This is a genomic window from Exiguobacterium sp. s6 (assembly GCF_018618155.1).
Lineage (GTDB): Bacteria > Bacillota > Bacilli > Exiguobacteriales > Exiguobacteriaceae > Exiguobacterium > Exiguobacterium mexicanum_A.
Map to the genome: position 1 here is coordinate 295,955 of NZ_JACSLN010000002.1, position 20,931 is coordinate 316,885.

General features: G+C 51.8%; 23 protein-coding genes. 16 read left to right on the plus strand and 7 right to left on the minus strand.

The window, feature by feature from the left end; genetic code table 11:
• Positions 1 to 35 precede the first annotated feature (35 nt).
• The 4 genes from KNP75_RS12490 to KNP75_RS12505 all read left to right on the plus strand — a co-directional run bounded on the left by KNP75_RS12490 (position 36) and on the right by KNP75_RS12505 (position 4,744).
• Positions 36 to 827 carry a hypothetical protein gene (locus KNP75_RS12490; RefSeq protein ID WP_034780841.1) on the plus strand — a complete coding sequence of 264 codons (792 nt, stop codon included), beginning with the start codon at positions 36 to 38 and terminating at the stop codon, positions 825 to 827.
• A gap of 101 nt (positions 828 to 928) precedes the next feature.
• Positions 929 to 3,052 (plus strand): MMPL family transporter, encoded by a 2,124-nt coding sequence (locus KNP75_RS12495; protein WP_215190558.1) that lies wholly within the window; start codon positions 929 to 931, stop codon positions 3,050 to 3,052.
• Positions 3,053 to 3,305: 253 nt separating this feature from the next.
• The gene (locus KNP75_RS12500; RefSeq protein ID WP_034780845.1) at positions 3,306 to 3,941 is read left to right on the plus strand and encodes a YitT family protein; all 636 of its coding nucleotides are present in this window, start codon (positions 3,306 to 3,308) and stop codon (positions 3,939 to 3,941) included.
• A gap of 80 nt (positions 3,942 to 4,021) precedes the next feature.
• On the plus strand, positions 4,022 to 4,744 hold the full coding sequence (locus KNP75_RS12505) for a YwiC-like family protein (protein WP_215190559.1): 723 nt from the start codon (positions 4,022 to 4,024) through the stop codon (positions 4,742 to 4,744).
• A 21-nt stretch (positions 4,745 to 4,765) separates the two neighbouring features.
• Here KNP75_RS12505 and KNP75_RS12510 read toward each other — a convergent pair whose 3' ends face one another.
• From KNP75_RS12510 to KNP75_RS12520, 3 genes are all read right to left on the minus strand, one after another.
• Positions 4,766 to 5,710, minus strand: coding sequence for a DUF4003 family protein (locus tag KNP75_RS12510; RefSeq protein WP_251128348.1), 945 nt, complete (start codon positions 5,708 to 5,710; stop codon positions 4,766 to 4,768).
• Between the two features lie 90 nt (positions 5,711 to 5,800).
• A complete protein-coding gene (locus KNP75_RS12515) occupies positions 5,801 to 6,232 on the minus strand; it encodes a type III secretion system chaperone family protein (RefSeq protein ID WP_016509669.1) in 432 nt (143 codons plus the stop codon).
• A gap of 66 nt (positions 6,233 to 6,298) precedes the next feature.
• Positions 6,299 to 6,565, minus strand: coding sequence for a metal-sensitive transcriptional regulator (locus KNP75_RS12520; protein ID WP_138860044.1), 267 nt, complete (start codon positions 6,563 to 6,565; stop codon positions 6,299 to 6,301).
• A 285-nt stretch (positions 6,566 to 6,850) separates the two neighbouring features.
• Here KNP75_RS12520 and KNP75_RS12525 point away from each other — a divergent pair, with 285 nt between their 5' ends.
• The 4 genes from KNP75_RS12525 to KNP75_RS12540 all read left to right on the plus strand — a co-directional run bounded on the left by KNP75_RS12525 (position 6,851) and on the right by KNP75_RS12540 (position 11,792).
• Positions 6,851 to 7,156 (plus strand): rhodanese-like domain-containing protein, encoded by a 306-nt coding sequence (locus KNP75_RS12525; RefSeq protein WP_215190560.1) that lies wholly within the window; start codon positions 6,851 to 6,853, stop codon positions 7,154 to 7,156.
• Complete coding sequence (locus KNP75_RS12530) at positions 7,153 to 9,621, plus strand: CoA-disulfide reductase (protein ID WP_215190561.1); 2,469 nt, start codon at positions 7,153 to 7,155, stop codon at positions 9,619 to 9,621. Before KNP75_RS12525 ends, KNP75_RS12530 begins: the two co-directional genes overlap by 4 nt.
• A gap of 182 nt (positions 9,622 to 9,803) precedes the next feature.
• Positions 9,804 to 11,252, plus strand: coding sequence for an alanine/glycine:cation symporter family protein (locus KNP75_RS12535; protein WP_034780850.1), 1,449 nt, complete (start codon positions 9,804 to 9,806; stop codon positions 11,250 to 11,252).
• A gap of 84 nt (positions 11,253 to 11,336) precedes the next feature.
• Positions 11,337 to 11,792: a DUF1877 family protein gene (locus tag KNP75_RS12540; RefSeq protein ID WP_215190562.1), complete on the plus strand. Its 456-nt coding sequence runs from the start codon at positions 11,337 to 11,339 to the stop codon at positions 11,790 to 11,792.
• A 434-nt stretch (positions 11,793 to 12,226) separates the two neighbouring features.
• On the opposite strand, the gene KNP75_RS12545 is transcribed toward KNP75_RS12540, so the two are convergent.
• On the minus strand, positions 12,227 to 13,237 hold the full coding sequence (locus KNP75_RS12545; protein WP_215190563.1) for a metal ABC transporter solute-binding protein, Zn/Mn family: 1,011 nt from the start codon (positions 13,235 to 13,237) through the stop codon (positions 12,227 to 12,229).
• 173 nt (positions 13,238 to 13,410) lie between these two features.
• Between KNP75_RS12545 and KNP75_RS12550 the strand changes: the two genes are divergently transcribed.
• From KNP75_RS12550 to KNP75_RS12560, 3 genes are all read left to right on the plus strand, one after another.
• Positions 13,411 to 14,346 (plus strand): alpha/beta hydrolase, encoded by a 936-nt coding sequence (locus KNP75_RS12550; protein ID WP_034780854.1) that lies wholly within the window; start codon positions 13,411 to 13,413, stop codon positions 14,344 to 14,346.
• Positions 14,347 to 14,412: 66 nt separating this feature from the next.
• Entirely contained in the window at positions 14,413 to 15,012 is a 600-nt protein-coding gene (locus KNP75_RS12555) for a histidine phosphatase family protein (protein WP_215190564.1), read from the plus strand.
• A 10-nt stretch (positions 15,013 to 15,022) separates the two neighbouring features.
• Positions 15,023 to 15,499 carry a DUF456 domain-containing protein gene (locus KNP75_RS12560; protein WP_034780856.1) on the plus strand — a complete coding sequence of 159 codons (477 nt, stop codon included), beginning with the start codon at positions 15,023 to 15,025 and terminating at the stop codon, positions 15,497 to 15,499.
• A 74-nt stretch (positions 15,500 to 15,573) separates the two neighbouring features.
• Here KNP75_RS12560 and KNP75_RS12565 read toward each other — a convergent pair whose 3' ends face one another.
• Positions 15,574 to 16,047: a YwpF family protein gene (locus tag KNP75_RS12565; RefSeq protein WP_034780942.1), complete on the minus strand. Its 474-nt coding sequence runs from the start codon at positions 16,045 to 16,047 to the stop codon at positions 15,574 to 15,576.
• 113 nt (positions 16,048 to 16,160) lie between these two features.
• Between KNP75_RS12565 and KNP75_RS12570 the strand changes: the two genes are divergently transcribed.
• Complete coding sequence (locus KNP75_RS12570; protein WP_034780857.1) at positions 16,161 to 16,463, plus strand: hypothetical protein; 303 nt, start codon at positions 16,161 to 16,163, stop codon at positions 16,461 to 16,463.
• 41 nt (positions 16,464 to 16,504) lie between these two features.
• On the opposite strand, the gene KNP75_RS12575 is transcribed toward KNP75_RS12570, so the two are convergent.
• Positions 16,505 to 17,950 carry a nicotinate phosphoribosyltransferase gene (locus KNP75_RS12575; RefSeq protein ID WP_215190565.1) on the minus strand — a complete coding sequence of 482 codons (1,446 nt, stop codon included), beginning with the start codon at positions 17,948 to 17,950 and terminating at the stop codon, positions 16,505 to 16,507.
• A 22-nt stretch (positions 17,951 to 17,972) separates the two neighbouring features.
• Positions 17,973 to 18,506: a cysteine hydrolase family protein gene (locus tag KNP75_RS12580; RefSeq protein ID WP_214762434.1), complete on the minus strand. Its 534-nt coding sequence runs from the start codon at positions 18,504 to 18,506 to the stop codon at positions 17,973 to 17,975.
• Positions 18,507 to 18,648: 142 nt separating this feature from the next.
• Here KNP75_RS12580 and KNP75_RS12585 point away from each other — a divergent pair, with 142 nt between their 5' ends.
• The 4 genes from KNP75_RS12585 to argC all read left to right on the plus strand — a co-directional run bounded on the left by KNP75_RS12585 (position 18,649) and on the right by argC (position 20,923).
• Positions 18,649 to 18,924: a 4a-hydroxytetrahydrobiopterin dehydratase gene (locus KNP75_RS12585; protein WP_034780860.1), complete on the plus strand. Its 276-nt coding sequence runs from the start codon at positions 18,649 to 18,651 to the stop codon at positions 18,922 to 18,924.
• Positions 18,917 to 19,399: a hypothetical protein gene (locus KNP75_RS12590; protein WP_235420248.1), complete on the plus strand. Its 483-nt coding sequence runs from the start codon at positions 18,917 to 18,919 to the stop codon at positions 19,397 to 19,399. The genes KNP75_RS12585 and KNP75_RS12590 overlap by 8 nt, the downstream gene beginning before the upstream one ends.
• Before the next feature lie 33 nt (positions 19,400 to 19,432).
• Complete coding sequence (locus tag KNP75_RS12595; protein ID WP_034780861.1) at positions 19,433 to 19,750, plus strand: hypothetical protein; 318 nt, start codon at positions 19,433 to 19,435, stop codon at positions 19,748 to 19,750.
• A 147-nt stretch (positions 19,751 to 19,897) separates the two neighbouring features.
• The gene (argC, locus tag KNP75_RS12600) at positions 19,898 to 20,923 is read left to right on the plus strand and encodes an N-acetyl-gamma-glutamyl-phosphate reductase (RefSeq protein ID WP_215190566.1); all 1,026 of its coding nucleotides are present in this window, start codon (positions 19,898 to 19,900) and stop codon (positions 20,921 to 20,923) included.
• The last annotated feature ends 8 nt before the right edge of the window (positions 20,924 to 20,931 follow it).

Here is a 20,931-nt window from a genome sequence, read left to right on the forward strand (position 1 = left end):
GGGGCGTTGCTAAGCTGAAACTAGGAAGTGATCAAATGTACAAACAAGTAGCAGACTATCAATTTCATCAAACGGTTGAATGGTTGGAGCGCGTTGGTGGAGGATGGATGTTGTATTTGGCGCAAACCGGTTTTCTGTTTTTTGACGAGACGTTCCAAATCCGATGGGAACTCGAGTGGAAATGGGCACCGTGCGCACTATATATTGAGCCTCATGGCAGACGAGCCGTCGCGCTGTTTCGGGATTTACAGACATACGGAGTCATGGATTTAACAAACGGGACGATGGAACGTCATCCGATCCCACGGACGTTTCATGACGATTGGTTCAGTAACCTGCACCACTGGTCAGGAGACGACCTGTTTCTTTACTCGGCCGAATCAGACATTGTCGCTTTGAACTTGAACGACCACACGTTCCGGTATAGCCGCTACGAAGAGGTCCCCGAATTCGGCAGTATCATCGAACTTGCCTATCAGCCGACCTATGATTTCGAACGATTCACGGCACCGGGCCTCGTGACGCTGTACGACGAACCGAATCAACAGTTCGTAGTCGAGAATGTTGCGTCGAGTGCGTCTTGGATGATTCCATACGGAGGTGACCGCGATCTGGCCATCGTCGATCAAATCGGCGAGACGACCGCGATCACATCGATGACGTCGTTCCAACTGTTTGAACGCGATCGCGAAGTGTTCTCGTCTGAAGTGTGTGCTGAAACTGAATTACTGAAAGTCGTCTTATTGGACGAACCGGGCGACCGACTTGTCGTCTTGTCAACGCCACGCCGCTTTTGCCATAGTTGGCTTCAAGTGTTCGAGCGTTGACGCTCCTGGACCAGACCATGGTTCAGGATTTTTTTACGAAGACTTGGTGAATCCCGAAAAAAACGGGAACAGTCTTCTTAGATGGAGAGGAGTGGACAGGGATGGAACGATTAGGACAAGCGTTAGTCCGATGGCGCTACGCTGTGGTGTTGATTTGGACGGTGTTGCTCGCGGTATCGGTATATTTCGGATTACAGTTGCCAAGTGAACTGCGCGGCAACGGGTTCGCAATCCAAGACGGGCGTTTCGCCCAAGTGGAAGACAAGTTGAACGACCGGTTCGACCGGGCCGGTGCCTCGATGATCGTCTTGTTGGAAGGTGGGGACCTTGATATGGTCATCGAGCAGCAACGCGATCGACTCGCTGAAGTCGATGGGATCGATGGCGTGATCACGCCAGCCGAGAATCCGGAGGCACGCGATGGAGACGTCGCCTATTTATTGCTCGAGTTCGAGGACTACGATACGGCCGAGGCGTCGATTGAAGACGTCCGCAGCGCCTTGATTCGCGACACGGACACAGACGTGCGATTGACCGGAGAGCCGGTCTTCGCGGATGACTTGAACGAGGCGTCAAAGAATGACTTGATTCGGGCCGAGCTGATTGGGATTCCGGTCGCGTTGCTCGTGCTCTTGCTCGTCTTCGGGACGCCGCTCGCCGCATTTATGCCATTATTCGTCGGTTTAATCACGTTCATCGTGGCAGCGGGCTCGCTATTCTTCTTTGCCCAAACGATGGAACTGTCTATTTTCGTGTTGAATGCGGTCGCGATGATTGCCATCGCGCTCGGCATTGATTTCTCCTTATTGCTCGTCAACCGGTACCGGGAAGAGCTCGCGAAAGGGAAGTCACGTGAGGCGGCCATCGTCCGAACGGTCGCGACGGCTGGACGATCGATTCTATTCTCAGGACTTTGCGTCTTCGTCGGACTGGCTGGATTGTTGTTCATCCAAGTCGATGTGTTCCAAGCGATTGCCCTCGGTGCGTTGATTGCCGTCGCCGGTGCGGTCTTGTCCGCGCTCACGTTGTTGCCGTCTGCCCTGTACATCGTCGGAGACACGATCAATAGAGGACGGCTCGTCAAGACGAATGAGACGCGCTCGGAAGTGCGGTGGCAGAAGTTGGCCCGCTTCGTCATGAGACGTCCCGTCACGATGACGCTCGTCGCGCTCTTGCTGCTACTGCCAAGCCTCTGGTTCGTTCGTGACCTCGAACTGAACATCCCGGACGCCGATGCGCTCCCGACCTCGTACGAGTCACGGGCCGCCCTTGAGCGCTGGGACGACGTGTTCGGAGAGACGTCGACCGACGCGGTGCTCTTGTTTGAGACGAATGACTTGACCGATTCGATGATTCTCGACGAATTGACGGCGCTCACTGATGAGCTATCCGAGGATCCGATTGTCGACAACGTCACGACGTTCTTGACGGCATCCGGTCTCGAACCAGCCGAGTTCCAACAACTCGCTGAAGCGGCACCAGAGCAACTTGAAGCGTTCGATCGTCTCATCACGCTCGAAGGGAATACCGACCTCGCCCTCGTCAACGTCAGCTTCGACGTCCCGCCGAGTGATAAGGACGCGCAGGCGTTCGTCCGTGATTGGCGCGAGAACGGTTTTGACGTCGGGGGACCAGCCGCGTTCAACGAAGAAATCTATGAAGAGATTTATGACAGCATCCCGTATGCGGTCGTGACTGTCATCTTGGCGACGATGGTCATTCTCATGTGGGCGTTCCGCTCGGTCTTGATTCCAATCAAAGCGATCATTATGAACGTGCTCGGTCTCGGGGCGACGTTCGGTCTGCTCGTCATCATCTTCGAATCAGGCTACGTGTATGATGCCGAGACGATCAGTATCTTAACCCCGGTGTTCATCTTCTCACTCGTGTTTGGCCTGTCGATGGACTACGAGGTGTTCCTCGTATCACGGATCGAGGAATATTATCGGGAGACCGGGGATAACGACTACGCGACGGAGATGGGGCTCGCCAAGACGAGTAAAATCATCACGTCGGCCGCTGTGATCATGATCGTCGTCACGGGAGCGTTTGCCTTCACCGGCGTCAGTCCGATCAAACAGCTCGGGGTCGGGATCGCGCTCGCCATCTTCATCGACGCGACAATCATCCGCATCTTGCTCGTACCGTCTTTGATGAAAATGTTCGGGGACTGGAACTGGTGGTGGTTCGGAAAGAAAGATTTACCGAAACGTAATCTACACTAAATATACATTTAATGAAATAGTCGTGAAAATGTGTTAAAATAGTTTCATGATTACGCGCAATTTGGGAAAGGAAGGTCTTTATGGATACCGAGAGGACATGGCCTCTGTTTCAATTGCCGGACTTCTAGCGTTGAGTTTTTACAAGCGACATCAATGTAAAAATCAACAAACGGAAGATCGGAGATGGAACAGATGGAACCGCGGCTACGACTGAGGATCCTCCTCTCCGTTGAAAACGGGGAGGACAATCGGAATGAAACGAGTTGCTACCATAGTGCTCGGAACGCTAATCATGGCGTTCGGTTATTATTATTTGAATGAACAGTTTGGTTTGGCAGAAGGGGGCTTCGTCGGGCTAGCATTGCTCGGCCGCTATTTATTTGATATCGATCCAGCGATCTCGATGATCGTACTCGATATCCCCTTCTTTTTAATTGCCCTTTGGTGGAAGGGCTGGCGCTTCGTCGGACAAGCCGTGCTTGCCGCCGCGTCGTTATCGCTCAGTTATGCGATGTGGGACCGATTAGATTTACTCACATTCGACATTCAAGTCTGGCCGGCAACGTTGTTCGCCGCTATCGCGAGCGGGATTGTGACCGGTTACGGTCTCGGTCTCGTCTTGAAGTCAGGCGGGGCGACCGGAGGCGACGATTTATTCGCCCTCGGCCTATCGAAATGGACCGGCGTATCGGTCGGGACGATTCTCATCATATTTGATGTCATCGTCTTGGCGATTTCGCTCATCTATTTGCCGCTGTCGAACGCGCTTTATACGCTTCTCGCGGTCTCGATCGCGGGTCGTGTCGTCACGAAGATGTTGACGGACGATGTGGTCGAAGTAACCGTACCAAGTGTGACCAAACTAAAAACAAAAAACGATCTCGCGTGAGATCGTTTTTTGTTTTGTAAAATTTATCACAGTTTTACAGTCATCTTTCTTCTACACTAAACATAGAAGGAGGGAGTCACATGACATGGATGATTCCAAAACAGCACGGCGCTTGGTCGATGCTGATTTTACCATTCTTACTTGGCGGCATTGTCGGAGGGTGGACGCTCGCGCACATCCCGTTCGCGATCGCCTGGTTGTTCGTTTATATGGGCACGTTTTTCTTGTTCCAATACATCAAGCAACGGAAGAAGTCTAAGGAACTGTTGCGTACGGTCGTGACGTATTTGACGATTGCCACCGTCGCCGCCATCCCGGTGTTTTTATCCGAGTGGCGTCTTGTCTGGTTTGTCCTTGCTATGATTCCGTTCGGTCTCATCAACGCCTATTTCGCCAAAATTAAGGATGAGCGCAACGTCTGGAACGATGTCAGCGCCGTCACCTCATTTTGTATCGGCGGGATGGCGAGCTATTATCTCGGAGCACGTGCCTTGGACGGGACGATGATGTGGATGTTCGCTTTGCCGTACTTATATTTCCTCGGAAGTATCTTTTTCGTCAAGACGATGATTCGGGAGAAGAAGAGCTTGTTTTATCGGAACGTATCATGGGGGTATCACTTTTTGCTCGTCGCCATCTTCATCGCGTTTGGCTATCCGGTTTTGGCACTCGCTTACGTGCCGAGTCTCGTCCGGGCGGTCGCATTCTACGGCAAAAAGATCCCCATCATGAAGATCGGGATCGTCGAAATCGCCAACTCAGTGTTCGTGCTCGGTTGTCTCAGTTGGTATTTATTTAGTTGAGAAGGGGAAACCCTTCTTTTTTTAGTCGCTCGAAGATGTGCTCGAAATGATAGCCACGGTCGCCGCTGCCGTTGCTGCCTGTTGCATGGCGAGCAGATGGGCGAACGTCCCGTGCAACAGTAAATCGCTCGCGTCTTCCTTGATGTTGTTTGCCGCGACGAGTTGCAGGGCGACCGTCAACGCGTGGGTGTGGAACCAGCGATGCTGTTCCTTCTCGGCGTTCGTGATTTCGATCAGGTCGCGCTCGTCGTTGTCGTTCGGAGCCGCGACGATGGCCAAGAGGGCGAGCGCTGGCAGATGCTCGTTTTTGACGGCGATTGCTTGTCCTTGGAGCCGCGTGCGCCACTCGAGCAGGCGGTTGATGACCTCATCTGAAGGCAAGTCGCTAAAAGCAAGCAGATGGGAGACGAGTTGGAGCTCGTTTGAGCGGGGCAACTCGGCTTTCAACGCTTCGTAATACGTCTCAATCCATTGACTCAACGTATCGTGATCATCGAACGCTTGAACGAGGACGAGGGCAGACAGAAGGTCTTCTTCGCTCGTCAGCCAAGGATGGTTTCGTTTGAACGTTTGATAGAGTGTGCTTGCCTCATCGAGCCGGCGCTCGGGCTCATCGACGTTGATCAGTTGGCTCGCGATAAAGGGCCGTAACATACTGAAGCGGAAGTGCTTCCGGTCGAGTAACGTATCGAGCCGGAGTGCCTCGTCGATGGCTGGTTCGATGTCTTCATACTTGGCATCGAGAAACGACAACCAGACAAAATTATTACTGCCGCGAAATTTCGAGAACATGCCGGTCTTCTGTTTCAGAACCGCTTGAGCGTGTTCGAACCGTTCCGAATCGAACGGGGTATCGTGCATAGCGTAGTTGATGGCCATCAAACGTCGGAAATCGTCAGTGAACCACTTTGTCGCTCCCCTGATTCCTTCGAGTGCTTCGAGGTAAAGGGTGTAACGTGTCATCATCAGCAATTCCTCCTTTTGCTCCTTATACGAGTACAATCGAAAGAATGATTCAAAAACAGCCGCCCTGGATTCGTCCGGGGCGGCTGTTTGTTATTGGACTTGCGTATACAACTTCTGCATGTACTCGTTCACTTCATCGGCCGCTTGGAACATCATGAATGAATGTTGCAAGATGATCTCTGGCGAGAAGCCGAGGTCGAGGTCGAGCGTCGAGGCGAGCGTGACATCACGGTCGCTATCGAGTACGCAACGGAAGTATTTGAACTCTTGGTTGAACTCGTTCAAGGCGTTAAGAATCGGTAGGTCTTCCACGTAGTCCGGCACGTGTGTGACTGTCGCGGCATAAAGTTCCGCATCCGTCGTCTTTTTATTGAAGGCGATAATCATAACGGGCTGAGCCCCGGATTTAGTCGTTTCACGCGTCAAGAATGTGACGTGCGTTTCAGTCTCGCTCTCTTTGAACGTCATATTGCGTTCAGCGACGAGCGCTTTAAATGATTCTACTTTTTCTTCGAAGTTCACAAACAAGTCCCCCTTAAAAGTCGTTACTCTAACTTTCTCCCATTTGCGGAGGGAAAGCAAGGGGAACTAGCGTTTCATCAACATTTTGATGGCTTCTTCGACGGTTTCTGACGTATCTTCGCCATCTTCTTGGGCGGTGATGATGCACTGCTCCAAGTTCTTCGCGACAATGATGGTCGAAGCACGGTCGAGTGCCGAACGAGCCGCGCTCAACTGCGTCACGACGTCGCGGCACTCTTTCCCTTCTTCCATCATACGGATGATGGCCCGGATTTGTCCTTCGACTCGTTTCATCCGGTTCAATACTTTCGCATCGTATTGATACTGTTCCATTAGATTCACCTCTATATTCAAATCGTTCAGTAACCCAACTATTTATTGTGTAGTCTCATCTTAATACGTGGGGGAGTATGTGTCGAGCCACAACGTTTGAGATAAAGATTTTTTGAAAGTTTACCATTTCGTCAAACAAATCCCTTGCAATCTAATACCATAGGGGGTATATTAATGACGTGGAAGCGATATGTTCAACGAATCACAAACTTTCGTCGGACGCCCGCTACCAAGATGACGAATAAATAAGTGAAACATCATAGATTAAAAGGATGGGTAAATAACATGAAAGCATCTGCTTTAAAACGTCAAATGGATTTTGAAGTACCCGTGCACATCGTCGACGTTCGTGAACGTGACGAGTTCCAAGAAGCGCACATTGCTGGCGCGAGCAATTATCCGCTATCTGAAATTTCGGAATGGATCGAGACACTCGACCCTGAAGAAGAATACATCGTTCTCTGCCGTTCAGGTGCTCGCAGCACGCAAGCAACTTGGCAAATGGAAGCGAAAGGTTATAAAGTGGTCAATATAGAAGATGGCTTGATGAGCTGGCCTGGTGAAGTCGTCAAAGGAGGAAATGAGCAATGAGTAAAAAAATCGTAATCGTCGGTGGAGTCGCCGGTGGCGCTTCAGCAGCCGCACGCCTTCGTCGCTTAAATGAAGAGAACCAAATCGTCATGTTCGACCGGGGCGAATACATTTCGTTCGCGAACTGTGGTCTTCCATATTACATTGGTGACGTGATTCAAGATCGTCAAAAATTGCTCGTCCAGACGGTCGAGGGCATGAATAAACGTTTCCAACTCGACATCCGCAACTTGACGGAAGTGACAAAAATCAACCGTGCCGAGAAGACGGTGTCGGTGAAAAACGTCAAGACGGGCGAAACATACGATGAGTCGTACGACGTACTCGTCTTGTCACCAGGAGCGAAACCGATTCGTCCGAACATCCCTGGAATTGAAGAAGCAGAAGACATCTTCACGCTCCGCAACATTCCGGATACGGATAAAATCCGCAGCTACGTTGACGACAAAGCGCCGAAACACGCGACAGTCATCGGTGGCGGCTTCATCGGGATCGAAATGGCTGAAAACTTACGTGAGCGCGGCGTCGAGGTCACACTCGTCGAGATGGCCGACCAAGTTATGACACCGCTCGATCGTGAAATGGTATCACCTGTTCACGAACACATGCGTCTCCATGGCGTCGACCTTCAGCTTTCTGACGGTGTCGATTCATTCTCTGAGAAAGGGAAACGTGTCCACTTGAAGAGCGGTCGCGTCATCGATACCGATATGGTCGTCTTGTCAATCGGTGTCGTCCCAGAATCGTCAATCGCAACGGAAGCAGGACTTGAAACAGGCATCCGCGGCGCCATCCGCGTCAACGAGAAGATGCTCACGTCAGACCCGAACATCTACGCGATCGGAGATGCTGTCGAAGTACTCGATTATATCTTTAAAGAGCCGACGGTCGTTCCGCTTGCATGGCCGGCCAACCGCCAAGGTCGTCTTGTCGCCGATATCATCAACGGTCGTGACGTTAAATACAACGGAACGATGGGGACTGGGATCGCTAAAGTATTCGATATGACAGTCGCTTCGACAGGTTGGAACGAGAAACGTTTGACAGCAGCTGGTAAAGAGTTCGAAGCCGTTCACGTGCACCCGGGTTCACATGCGGGTTATTACCCAGGATCGACACCAGTATCACTCAAACTTTTGTTCCATCCGACGACAGGTGAAATCTACGGCGCGCAAGGCGTGGGGATGAACGGCGTCGATAAACGAATCGATGTGATTGCGACAGCGATGAAAGGTGGCTTGACGGTCCTTGACCTTCCAGACCTTGAACTCAGCTACGCACCACCGTTCAGCTCAGCGAAAGATCCAGTCAACATGATCGGTTACGTCGCGTCGAACGTCGTCCTCGGCGATAACGAAGTCGTCCACTGGAACGAGATTGACGAGTTGGTCCAAAACGGCGCGACATTGCTCGACGTCCGTGACGAGTCAGAACATGAACTTGGCAAAATTCCTGGTTCAATCAACGTTCCGCTCAACTCGCTACGCGATCACTTGGACAACTACAGCAAAGACGAAACGATTTATGTGACGTGCCAAGTCGGGCTTCGCGGATATCTCGCATCCCGTATCTTGCGTCAAAACGGCTACAAGGTGAAAAACTTGAGCGGTGGCTACAAAACATGGTCACAAGTAAAACGTGATTTTGATGCCATTGAGGCAGGCACGAAGGCAGAGAGTGAGACTGCCGCAACAGTAACGGAGGAGGCACCACCAGCAATGACAAATGAACCAGTCGGGGAACCGATTTTCCTAGATACATGCGGTCTGCAATGCCCGGGACCAATTTTAGAAGTAAATAAAAAAGTAGCCGAGCTCGGCGAAGGCGAGACGCTTCGTGTCCTCGCGAGTGACCCTGGTTTCTTTGCAGACATCGAAGCATGGGCGAAGAAAACCGGCAACAAGCTCGTCTCGAAACAGTTCGTGAACGGTCGCGTGGAAGCAATTCTTCAAAAAGGTAATGGTCCTGCGGCTGTACAAGCAGGGGCACCGGCGACAGACGGCGCATCGATGGTCGTCTTCAGCGGAGATCTCGACCGCGCGCTCGCTTCTTTCATCATCGCCCAAGGTGCGGCGGCGATGGGCAAAGACGTGACGATGTTCTTCACATTCTGGGGACTCAACGTCATTCGTAAGCCAGATGCACCGGAAGTGAAGAAACAAGGTCTCGAGAAGATGTTCGGCATGATGATGCCATCGCATGCGGGTGAACTTCCACTCTCGAACATGAACTTCGGTGGAGTTGGTCAAAAGATGATGAAAAAAGTGATGAGCGACAAAAATGTGCCATCACTTGACGAAATGATCAAATCGGCTCAAGAAGCAGGCGTCAAAATGGTCGCTTGTACGATGTCGATGGACGTCATGGGAATCAAAGAAGAAGAGTTGATCGACGGCATCGATCTCGGGGGTGTGGCAGCATACCTCGGGGCGGCTGAAGGCGGCAACTTGAACCTCTTCATCTAATCAAATGATGCAGGATGGGCGATCGGTCACTTGACCGGTCGCTTTTTCTGTTGTTCGACAGCTCATGTGAAATTTGTCGAAAAGGATTGCAATTCTTAGACGTTTTTCCTATAATTCTACTCATGTAAAGAAAGTTGACATAACTTTTTCTTATAACTCATACATACACGGAGGATTTAAAGATGGAGAAATTCGTAGAAGGTCTCGTTTCATCAGCCAACGACTTGCTTTGGTCGTCAGTGCTAATCGTTGTCCTTGTCGCCTTAGGTTTGTACTTCACCGTCCGGATGGGGTTTGTCCAGTTCCGGATGTTGCCTGAAATGTTCCGCCTCTTGTTCAAAGACGGCATGAAACGTGAAAAAGGCCAAGTCTCGTCATTCCAAGCGTTCGCAATCGGGACAGCAGCCCGCGTCGGAACGGGTAACATCGCCGGTGTCGCGACAGCAATCGCGCTCGGAGGTCCAGGAGCCGTCTTTTGGATGTGGCTCATCGCCCTCATCGGATCGGCTTCGGCGTTCGTAGAAAGCACGCTCGCACAAGTCTACAAGATTCGGGATGGACGCACATGGCGTGGAGGCCCGGCGTACTATATGGAGCGCGCCCTCGGTCAACGTTGGCTCGGGATCTTGTTCGCAATTCTCATCACGTTCTCGTTCGGATTCGCCTTCAACTCGGTGCAGTCGAACACAATCTCGCTCTCGATGAGCAATCAGTTCGGCGTGAGCACGACGACAGTCGGTCTCGTCTTGGCAGTCGTCACAGCCATCGTCATCTTCGGTGGGATTCAGTCGATTGCCGTGCTCTCGAGTATCATCGTCCCGGTCATGGCCGGTGGCTATATCTTGCTCGCAGGATGGGTCATGATTTCAAACGCATCATTGTTGCCGGAAGTGTTCGGTTTGATCTTCTCAGAAGGCGTGTTCGGTCTGCAGCAACTGTTCGGCGGTGCCATCGGAGCGATGGTGCTCCAAGGAATTCGTCGCGGTCTCTTCTCGAACGAAGCCGGAATGGGTTCTGCCCCGAACGCGGCGGCGACAGCGGAAGTATCGCACCCGGTCAAGCAAGGCTTGATTCAATCGTTCAGCGTCTTCGTTGATACGCTTCTCGTCTGTACGTCGACAGCGATGATCATCTTGTTGTCAGGTGTAGCCGGATCGGAGTCGTTCGCAGGTGTTGAATTGACACAAGCGGCGCTTACGGCTGAGATTGGTCCGATGGCGACATCGTTCCTCACGATCGCGATTTTCTTGTTCGCGTTCAGCTCGATTCTTGGAAACTACTACTACGGTGAGACGAACATCCAGTTCATCTCGGATAAAAAGATTTACGTCACGCTCTACCGCATCGGTGTCGTCGGTATGGTCCTCTTCGGAGCCGTCCGTTCGGCCGGTCTCGTCTGGTCGATTGCGGACGTGTTCATGGGCCTTATGGCGCTCGTCAACTTGTATGCGATTTTCCGTCTCGCGAAGGTCGCTCGTCTCGTCCTCGACGATTACTTGGAGCAACGTCGTCAAGGTGATGACCCGGTGTTTTACGCCGATTCGATCGACAACTTGCCAGGCCGCGAGTACATCGAGGCTTGGGAGACGGCAGAAGAGGAAGAAGTCAAGACAGGCACGATTCGTTCATAAGCGACAAACCGTCTACGAAAACACGTAGGCGGTTTTTTTGCGCCTAAAAGATGGGTAAACTGAAGAAAAGGGGGGCGTTCAATCATGGAGACGACACATTATATACGCATTTCCCCAGAAGTATGGGTCTCGTTCGGGCAAGACCCGGAAATGATTTTAGATTGGCTGTTGCACGTTCACGCTCAACAGCGTGACACGTATGAGACGTTGACGCTCCCGAACATTGAACGGTTCCAAAAAATTCTCGGGCAAATCGAAGTCTATATCGATGGGGATGACACGTATAACTTGGAGATGGCGGTCATTGGGGAAGAGCTGATCGTCAACGAGAAGCAGGCGGTCGTCGTCGGGATTTTGACGCCGCAACTGCTCCATATCATCAAAGACGCGATGAACGCGTTTACGAAAGAGGATGTCGCCGACATGGCGTTCGTCGACCATGATGGCCTCGATGATGTATGGCTCAAATGGACGTTGTTGAAACGATTCTGCGAAGAAGCGATTGAACGAGATGAGCTCGTGTTGATTTATTATGAGTAATATCGCCTAAATGGTATAATTAGGAAAGATGTCAGTCACTTCTGGTCTCGATTCACGTGAACTAATGGGGGAGAAGTGCTACAAGTGTGATGATCATGGGGGGTTCGCTGAATGTTATCTTGGTTAGGTATAACGAATGCAGATGAGACAAATCAAACTGAACGTCAATTTTTCGCGAATGTGAAGAAAAAAACTAGAATCGTCATTCTCCTTACGGCTCTACTGGCACTTTATGGTGTGAAGTCCTTATTCACCTACCTAATCCCGGCCTCATATTTGGCCGACCCAATTGTCGCCGTTCTACCAGGTACCGTAGGCGTTTTGGTTTCTATAGTCTACGTCTTGGTCGCGGAACGAATTCTACAGGACAACGCCAAACGCTAGTCATACCATTTAGACAAAAAAACTCGACGCCGCAGCGCCGAGTTTTTGTCTTATTTCAATGCCGTCTCAAGCGCTTTGACGTTCTCGCGCATGAGATCGAAGTAACTCTTGTCCATCTGTTCTTTCGTGACCGATTCCAAGTTATAGATCGTCACCGTCTCCGCGCCGATTTCGTTTTGAACGACCTGGGCGACTTTCGGGGTTACCGTGTCCTCGAAGGCGATGTATTTCAAGTCGTGAAGTTGAGCCTCTTCGATGACGCGCTTCAACGCCTGTTGTGACGGTTCTTCCGAAGGCGTGAGACCTGTGATTGGGAGTTGGTCGAATCCGTAGCGCTCCGCTAGGTAACCGTAAGCCGCATGCGTCACGAGTAGCTCTGACTTCGAACCGCCCTCGACTGCCGCTTTCAGCTCGGCGTCGAGCGTGTCGGCTTCTTCTTTAAAGGCGCTCAAGCGATCCGCAAACTCATCTTTATAGTCAGGGGCCTGTTCACTGAAGGCCGCTTCGACCGCTTCGGCCATCGAGACGGCATTCATTGGATCGAGCCAGACGTGTGGGTCATACTGGCCGTGGTTATGGCCGTCATCTTCACTATGACCGGCTTCTTCCTCGGCATGATCATCGTCCTCATGTCCGTGCTCGTCTTCTTCACTATGCTCGTCCTCACCGTGGACGTGGACCGTGTCATCAGCCGATAAAAGGGTGATGTCTTCGGCCGTCTTCACGAACGTGACGTTCTCATTGGCCAAGCTTTTCTCCATCGATTCGACGTATGGCTCGAGGTCATGGCCGACCGTCAAGAACAAGTCCGCTTCAGCGATGTCTGTCATTTGTTTTGAGGTCGGCTCGTACGTGTGCGGGTCGGCACCAGGCGGGATGACCATCTCGACGCGGACGCGGTCGCCGCCAATCTCCTCGGCGAATGATTTCAACGCGAACGTCGACGCATATACGGTCAACTGGTCGTTGGCTTCCTCTGTGGCACCGCCCTCTTCATTGCTTGCGCAACCACCTAATAAAAGTGTCCCGGCAGCGGCGACACCTAACAGTTTTTTGTTCATAACCCTCTCCACCTGTCCTCTCTATATAAAACCTTTAAATCGTAACCGTTACGTTCTGAGACTGCGTTTTATATTATAGGGGGCGAATGCGAACACGTCAAGTCCGACTTCAGATGGATGGTTTTTCGAGAAAAAGGGAATATGATTAAAAAAAGAACGAGGAGTGGATGTATATGAGAAAGGAGACCGCCTGGTTCGTCGGTGGTGCGGCGCTCGCGGCCGCCACCGCAGCCGGGGCAAGCGTATGGAACCAATACGGATCGCTCGTGCGTTGGCAAGAGCCTGAGTTGCCGGTGCGTCCCTCGACCCGTAAACGCCGGACTCACACGTACAAGATTGTCAATGACCGTCCGCTCCAATTTGATGTGTACTACCCGCCCGGCGAAGGACCGTTTCCGGTCGCAGTCTATGCACACGGCGGGGCATTCGTTCGAGGGAATCGAGGCATGGTGACGTTGTTCCATCCATTGCTCGACCACTTCCTCGCCAAAGGATTCGCGGTCATCAGCATCGATTATCGTCTGTTCGAGGACGGGGTCTATTTCCCGGACAACATCATCGACGTCTCCGATGCGCTTTGCTATCTCAAACAACACGACGGTCTGCTCAATCTTGACATCGACAAATTGATTGTCTGGGGCGACTCGGCAGGCGCGGCCCTTGTCCTTGCGACAGCACTCGACCGAAGTAAGCAGTTTATAGGAGAACTCGGCGACGACGTGCCGCCGGTGAAAGGTGTCATCGCCCTTTATCCGCCGACGAACTTCTTGTTGTTCAAGTTCATCCAGACGTGGCTCGCCCATTTGAAGTTTTACGAAGGAAGTCGTGAGGCGTGGCGCGAACTGATGGTGAAGTGTTCTCCGGTCACGCATCTGTACGATGATGCCCCGCCGATTCTCCTTTTGCACGGGAAAAAAGACCCCATCGTTCCGTTCGGACAAGCGCTCCATTTTGTGGAGCATGCGAGCGAGGTCGGCGCGAACGTGCAATTGATTTCTTTTCCGAACGGCACCCATTCGTTAGCGAGTTTCCTCCAATCCGATAACCCGATCAAAGAAACACAACTCATGGCCCGGATCGATCGTTTCATCGATGACGCGATGATGTGACGTTGCGCTTTTTTTCAAAGATGGTACGATGGGGTAGGATTTAGGAATCAAAAAGGAGTGACTCGCGTGACAGAACTTTGTTTGGTCCGACATGGTCAGACCGATTGGAATTTTCAAGAAATCATTCAGGGGCGGGAAGATATCCCGCTCAACGCACTCGGACATCGGCAGGCCGAAGAGAGTGCGGCCTTTTTAAGCCAAGAATCATGGGACGTGATCGTCGCGAGCCCGCTTTCGCGAGCGATGGATACGGCCCGCTACATCGCAGAGGCGTGCGGCATTGACCCAGGCGTGATTATTCAGGACGAACGGTTCATCGAGCGTGAGTTCGGTCATGCGTCGGGAAAACCGGTGCCTGGCATTTACGAAGCTGTCCAAGCCGATGATCAAGACCGCGTCCCGGGTCTAGAGTCAGAAGATGAGATGCGGGCCCGGGTCTTGAGCGGCATGGAAGACATCGTCGAGGAACATGCCGGAAAACGTATCATCGTCGTCTGTCATTCACATGCAATTAAAGCCGCCTTATCGGCGATTGACGACACGTATACGTTCCGCCACGCCATGCGCAACGCCTGCTCGAATTATATCGAATATCAAGATGGTCAGTTCGTGGTCAAGGCGGTCAATGTCGCCGACCATATTACGAATGTGATCGTCGCGAAGTGAGGAGAAGCTCATGACGACATTGCTCTGGATTTTCATCATCGCATCGTTTGTTGTCGCGTTCGCGGGTCTGATCTATCCGGTCATCCCGAGCGTCTTGTTCTTATTCATCGGTTATATGATTTACGGTTTTGGATTCTCGTTCGAGCCGCTCACATGGACGTTTTGGCTTTGGCAAACCGTATTTTTGATCTTCTTGTTCGTAGTCGACTATATCGTCACTCGGGCGACGGTTGATAAACGAGGCGGTTCCGAACGGGCGAAGTGGGGAGCGACGATCGGATTGATCGCAGGCCCGTTCATCTTCCCGCTCGTCGGCGTGCTCATCTTCCCGTTCATCTTCGCGTTTCTAGCGGAGCTCACGCTCGGTAAATCGACGCGTGAGGCGTGGAGTATCGGTGTCGGGACGGTACTTGCTTTCCTTGGAAGTACGATGCTCAAAGTCGTCGGAATGACGATGATGGTCATCTTGTTTTTCATCTACATTTGAGGCGGAGAAATTTCTTCGCCTTTTTGGGTTGAGATATTTGAAAAAACGGGGAAAGAAAAACAAGACCGTTCGACTTATTCGAACGATCCTGTCTTAACGAGCTGAGTGAAGGCGGAGCGGCTGAACGACTGCTGTTGCTCCATTTGTTTTTCGAAGAAGGACGGTTTGAGCTCGGCGTTCGCCACGCCTTCGGAAATCAACGAATCGAGTACTTGCTTCGTCGTGTCTTGTTTCGGCAACAACATGAGCCCTTCGGCGACGAACGTGTGATGATCGCTTAGCGACCGTTCACTCGTGAACGTCAAGGCGAGGGCGGCCGGCCGGTTCGATGGAGACGTGATGACGGCCTCGGCGAGAAGCAGGATTCGTTTATTCAAGTAATGATGAAGCGTGACGGCAAATTCAGTCGGTACGAGCATCTCGAGGAGCCATTCGTTGTCGTGCTCTTTTGAGATAATCAACCCATCGAGCAGTTCGACGGGCAGGTTCAACTCGTTGCCGTACTCGTCTTGGACGAGGCGAACTTGGACTAGGCGGAACGTTTTCATCGAATCGATCCCTTCCACATTTTCTTTAACTCATCTTAACACAGTCTGATTCGAAGATTGTGTTAAGATAGCGGGGAAGCGACGTAAAAAATAGAGGACAAGGAGGCATCAAGATGAGTTGGGTTGTTGGCATAATCGGGTATATCGCGATTCTAGCAATCGGTTATTATGGTGTCCTTTTCTTCAAAGTAAAGCAGGAGCGGAGTCGGGCCGGATATCGAATTTTTCTCTTGCTCGCGGGCTTGTTCTTCGTGAGCGGGAGTGACTATATCATCGCGTTGTTCCGAGGGGATACGGAAGCGACGTTTTGGCAACGGACCGTTTACTTCATATTGATTTTGATCTCTCTTTCGATCGCCCTTTACTTTCGGAGAAAAGAAGATAAGATCCATGCGAATGAGATGACGACGGCATAAAAACAAGAGGCTAACGGAAAAAAATCCGCAGCCTCTTGTTTTTATTTCGGGATCCGAGTTTGACGAATCATTTCGAGCTTCAAGTCCCAGAGCGGTTTACTGAATGTGACCGAGTACACTTCCGGCAAGCGGAGGCGTTTGTACTCTTCCCACAGACCGTTCATCTGCTCGTGATGATACGTGCGGATTTCTTTCGCGTTCGGTAACTCATATACGCGTTCGCCGTCTTGGAAAATCGGGACAAGCAAACGTTTGACGCTAAAGTTACGTGTCTTGATGCGGAACGCGGGGTCGCGCACGTCAATCAAGTCAATCTCGTTATACGACTCGACTGGTTCGTCGGCAAGGGCGATATAGTCACCTTTGAACTTCCCGGTCTCGTTATCGATGATGCGATACAATTCTTTCTTGTGCGGTGTCGTCGTCTTCACTTTCGAAGACGAGACTTTGATGACCGGCTTCAGCTGCCCGTCGGCGCCTTCTCGAGCGACGAGCTTGTACACCATGCCGAGGGCAGGTTGCTCATAGGCCGTGATGCCGCGTGTCCCGACGAGGAACGTATCGGCTTCAGCTCCTTGCATCCGCAAGTCTTGAATGACGTACTCATCGAGGTCGCCCGAGACGACGATTTTGACGTAATCGAGTCCGGCCGCGTTCAATGCTTTTCGGGCCCGTTTCGACAAGTAGGCCAAGTCACCCGAGTCGAGTCGGACCGACTTCAAGCGGTAGCCTTTCGCTTCAAGTTCTTTGGCGACCGTGATCGCGTTCGGGAGACCTGACTTGAGCGTATCGTACGTGTCGATCAACAGGCTCGTATTGTCCGGGTACATCGAGGCGAACGAGCGGAATGCCTCGAGTTCGTCATCGTGGAACTGGATATCGGCGTGCTCCATCGTTCCACCGGTCGGGACGTCAAAATCACGTCCGGCCGAAACCAAGCTCGTGACGTCGAAACCGGCGATATAGGCGGCCCGTGTTCCGTAGTACGCAGCATCGACGCCTTGGGCGCGACGAGCACCGCCTTCGAGTAGTGTCTCGTTCGGCGCAGCTTGGCGGATGCGCGCGTATTTCGTCGCGATGAGTGATTCGTGGTTGGCGATGTTCAAGAGCGCCGTCTGGAACAACTTCGCCTCAAAGATCGTCGATTCGATGCGGACGACTTGTTCGTTCGGGAAGATGACTTCTCCTTCACGGACACTGTAGAGCGAGCCCGTGAACTTGAAGTTACGGAGCACATCCGCGAACTCGTCTTCGAAGTCGAGTTGCTGTTTCAAGTAGCGGATATCTTCTTCCGTGAATGAGACGTTCTCTAAATAATGCACGATATTTTGGAGGCCGGCGAAGACGACGTACCCTCCGCTGAACGGGTTTGAGCGATAGTATAGGTCAAACACGACTCGTTCGTTGTGACGGCCTTGTTTCCAATAGATATACATCCAACGCGGGAGGTATAAGTCTGTGTGAAGTGCTAGGTTGCGATGTAACATAATCGATCCTTTCTGTTTTACGTCACTTCCCGGTCACCGTTGCTCCGAGGGTCGTGACAAAATGTTCGAGCGCCCAATCGTGGCCGACTGGGTTGAAGCTTTGGACGGCGTCGGCGTGGACGACGATTGTATAGCCGAGGTTGTAAGCGTCGACAGCGGTATGAAGCACACAAATGTCTGTGCACACACCGACGAGATGAATCTCTGTGATGGCCCGTTCGCGCAAGCGCAAGTCGAGGTCTGTGCCGGCAAAGGCGCTATAGCGTGTCTTATCGATCCAATGATCGGCCCGGCTCGCCGCGGTTTTGACGGCACCGTATAATTCACGGCCCTCTGTACCGCGAATATTGTGTGGCGGGAAGAGCGTCGTCTCAGGATGATACGTATCACCGGCATCGTGGACGTCGTTCGCGACGACAACATAATCCTCGTCCGCAAACTCCTCGATCAACTGGACGATTCGTTCTTCTATGTCTTGCCCTGGTTTTCCACAAGTCAAACGACCCGTATCTGCGATAAAATCAAACGTGTAATCGATAACGATCAATGCGCGCATGGGGAGCTCTCCTCTCTCATGTAAAGAATAGTTGGCTATCCTTCTTATTCTAAATCATTTTGCGTGATGCGAAAAAGATTATTTTTGATCGGGGTCGGGTACTAGGTGTAAGAAGAACCGTTTGCGAAAGGGGAATCAGCACATGCTGCTGTCATCAACCGAACTGTCAGAGCAACTATCCCGCTTAAATGGCTGGGATGTTGTTGAAGGGGAATTACAAAAGACGTATCGGCTCGAGACGTTTCCAGAGGCGATTCAGTTCGTCCATCTCGTCGCTGATTTGGCGGAGGAGCTCAATCATCATCCGAACATCTTGATCGAGTATCGGAACGTCACATTGACCGTGTCCACGCATGACGAAGGTGGAATCACGGAGAAAGACATCATGCTCGCGAAAGGGTGTGAGGGGCTTGTCTAAACTGTTCATGACGTTTGCCTCAGGAACTGTCGCTGAACGATTGCGTCAACAACCCGGTATCCTTGTCGCCAACGGGACCGAGACGATTTTGCTCGCAGAAGGCGACAAGTCTCCCTTCCAAAGCGGGAAGACGTTTCAAATCGAAGAAGCGGAAGGACAATTTGCCTCGAAAGGGAATATTGTCTATGCGAACATTCCGGTCGATTCAAACGCCCGGTCGCTCTTGTTCCATCGCTTGTTGAAAGACAAATCACGTCTTGGGTCTGGCCATAGCGGTTTTGCCGCCTATCGGCTCGGTGTCGACCCGGACGATCACCACGGGATTATCTTCATCCAATTCACCGAGGGCGGAAATCGTTTCCGTGATTCGACCGACTATGTCTTGTTCCAAGAATGGCTGAAAGAAGCCGTCGAACAAAAAGGAGCCGGTCCAATCATAAAACACTATGTCGTCGATGAAGCGGATGACCTATAATAAACATAACGTCATGTTAGGGGAGGATTTTTTATGAACAAGAACTACTTCTGGATGGGAATGGCCGCAGGTGCCGTCATCGGAGCCGGGGCATCGCTTCTCCACAGAGAGACGCGCGAACAACAAGTCAGCCAGCTCAAACATATGAAATCACGACTCAAGTCGAAGGATGCGTCAACACAAAGCCATTCGGTCGGCCTTCAAGCCTCATCGAAAGGGAGCTTGAAAGATCGCGTCATGGATTTGAAGGCGCTCTACGAAGAGAACCAAGATACGATTCAAAATCTCGTCGAAGATGTGAAAGACTTGGTCGACGCGCTCCAAGACGCTCGTCACAAAAATCAAATTTAATCATCTATCACGGTCTGGCGCTATTGCGCCGGGCCGTTTTTTTATGGTCTGGCAAACACTTCTCTGTTCAAATTGTATGAAAATACAATTGACAGTATAAATATACGTATGTTTTAATCGATTTATTCTTTTAAGGGGGTTCGACAGATGATCACTTGTGGAATCGTCGGCGTCACGGGGTACGCCGGGATGGAGCTGTTGAAGCTCATCGGGAAACATCCCGAGTTCACGCTCGTCAGGGCAATGAGCGATTCGAGCGCCGGATTGACGCTCGCGCAACTGTATCCATGGTTAGAGATTGAGGATTTGACGCTCGAGCCGTTCCAGGTGGGCGTATTGAACGACATCGACGTCATTTTTTTAGCGACGCCGAGCGGGGTGTCGGCACAATATGTGGCGCAGTTGACGGAGTATGAAGGAGTCGTCATCGATTTGAGCGGAGACTTACGTCTGCCGGCATCGAGTTACGAGACATGGTACGGCAAACCGGCCGTACCGGTATCACTTCAAGCGCAGGCCGTGTACGGATTGACGGAATGGAATCGAGACGCTGTAAGGTCGGCCGACTGGATTGCCAATCCCGGGTGTTACGCCACGGCGATCGCCCTTGGTTTGCTCCCGTTCGTGAACGGAGGCTGGATCGATCCGAACGAAATCATCGTCTCGGCCTGCTCCGGCATCACGGGTGCTGGGAAAGGGCTCAGCGCCAAGACGCACCATGCCCGCTCCAACGAAAACGTGCAACTTTATAAAATTCATACGCATCAACACATCCCGGAGATTGAACAGACGCTTTATGCAGTGAGTGGGAGGCAAGCGACCGTGTCGCTCTCGACTCATCTGTTGCCCATCAATCGAGGCATTATGGCGACGATGAGCGTTGTCCCGACAATCGAGCAGAGCGAAGCGGATTGGGTGAACGTATTGCGACAGGCATACGCGAACGAACCGTTCATCCGGGTGCAACAAGGCGAACCGGAGATTCGGACGGCCGTCGGGTCGAACTACTGTGACTTGTGGGTGTATCTCGACCAACGAACGAATCGATTGACCATCATCTCGGTCATCGACAATATGCAAAAAGGTGCGGCCGGACAAGCGATTCAAAACGCCAACGTCCGCTTTGAGTTAAACGAGACAGCCGGGTTGAATGAACAGCCCCAATACATATGAGGAGGTAG

Excerpts from the sequence above, each read along its gene's own strand:
- KNP75_RS12570 (WP_034780857.1), top strand. The coding sequence starts at position 16,161 with ATGAGTTGGGTTGTTGGCATAATCGGGTATATCGCGATTCTAGCAATC.
- KNP75_RS12500 (WP_034780845.1), top strand. The coding sequence starts at position 3,306 with ATGAAACGAGTTGCTACCATAGTGCTCGGAACGCTAATCATGGCGTTC.
- KNP75_RS12585 (WP_034780860.1), top strand. The coding sequence starts at position 18,649 with ATGCTGCTGTCATCAACCGAACTGTCAGAGCAACTATCCCGCTTAAAT.
- KNP75_RS12530 (WP_215190561.1), top strand. The coding sequence starts at position 7,153 with ATGAGTAAAAAAATCGTAATCGTCGGTGGAGTCGCCGGTGGCGCTTCA.
- KNP75_RS12560 (WP_034780856.1), top strand. The coding sequence starts at position 15,023 with ATGACGACATTGCTCTGGATTTTCATCATCGCATCGTTTGTTGTCGCG.
- KNP75_RS12595 (WP_034780861.1), top strand. The coding sequence starts at position 19,433 with ATGAACAAGAACTACTTCTGGATGGGAATGGCCGCAGGTGCCGTCATC.
- KNP75_RS12575 (WP_215190565.1), bottom strand. The coding sequence starts at position 17,950 with ATGTTACATCGCAACCTAGCACTTCACACAGACTTATACCTCCCGCGT.
- KNP75_RS12580 (WP_214762434.1), bottom strand. The coding sequence starts at position 18,506 with ATGCGCGCATTGATCGTTATCGATTACACGTTTGATTTTATCGCAGAT.
- KNP75_RS12565 (WP_034780942.1), bottom strand. The coding sequence starts at position 16,047 with ATGAAAACGTTCCGCCTAGTCCAAGTTCGCCTCGTCCAAGACGAGTAC.
- KNP75_RS12510 (WP_251128348.1), bottom strand. The coding sequence starts at position 5,710 with ATGATGACACGTTACACCCTTTACCTCGAAGCACTCGAAGGAATCAGG.
- argC (WP_215190566.1), top strand. The coding sequence starts at position 19,898 with ATGATCACTTGTGGAATCGTCGGCGTCACGGGGTACGCCGGGATGGAG.
- KNP75_RS12535 (WP_034780850.1), top strand. The coding sequence starts at position 9,804 with ATGGAGAAATTCGTAGAAGGTCTCGTTTCATCAGCCAACGACTTGCTT.
- KNP75_RS12490 (WP_034780841.1), top strand. The coding sequence starts at position 36 with ATGTACAAACAAGTAGCAGACTATCAATTTCATCAAACGGTTGAATGG.
- KNP75_RS12525 (WP_215190560.1), top strand. The coding sequence starts at position 6,851 with ATGAAAGCATCTGCTTTAAAACGTCAAATGGATTTTGAAGTACCCGTG.
- KNP75_RS12520 (WP_138860044.1), bottom strand. The coding sequence starts at position 6,565 with ATGGAACAGTATCAATACGATGCGAAAGTATTGAACCGGATGAAACGA.
- KNP75_RS12495 (WP_215190558.1), top strand. The coding sequence starts at position 929 with ATGGAACGATTAGGACAAGCGTTAGTCCGATGGCGCTACGCTGTGGTG.
- KNP75_RS12540 (WP_215190562.1), top strand. The coding sequence starts at position 11,337 with ATGGAGACGACACATTATATACGCATTTCCCCAGAAGTATGGGTCTCG.
- KNP75_RS12545 (WP_215190563.1), bottom strand. The coding sequence starts at position 13,237 with ATGAACAAAAAACTGTTAGGTGTCGCCGCTGCCGGGACACTTTTATTA.
- KNP75_RS12505 (WP_215190559.1), top strand. The coding sequence starts at position 4,022 with ATGACATGGATGATTCCAAAACAGCACGGCGCTTGGTCGATGCTGATT.
- KNP75_RS12550 (WP_034780854.1), top strand. The coding sequence starts at position 13,411 with ATGAGAAAGGAGACCGCCTGGTTCGTCGGTGGTGCGGCGCTCGCGGCC.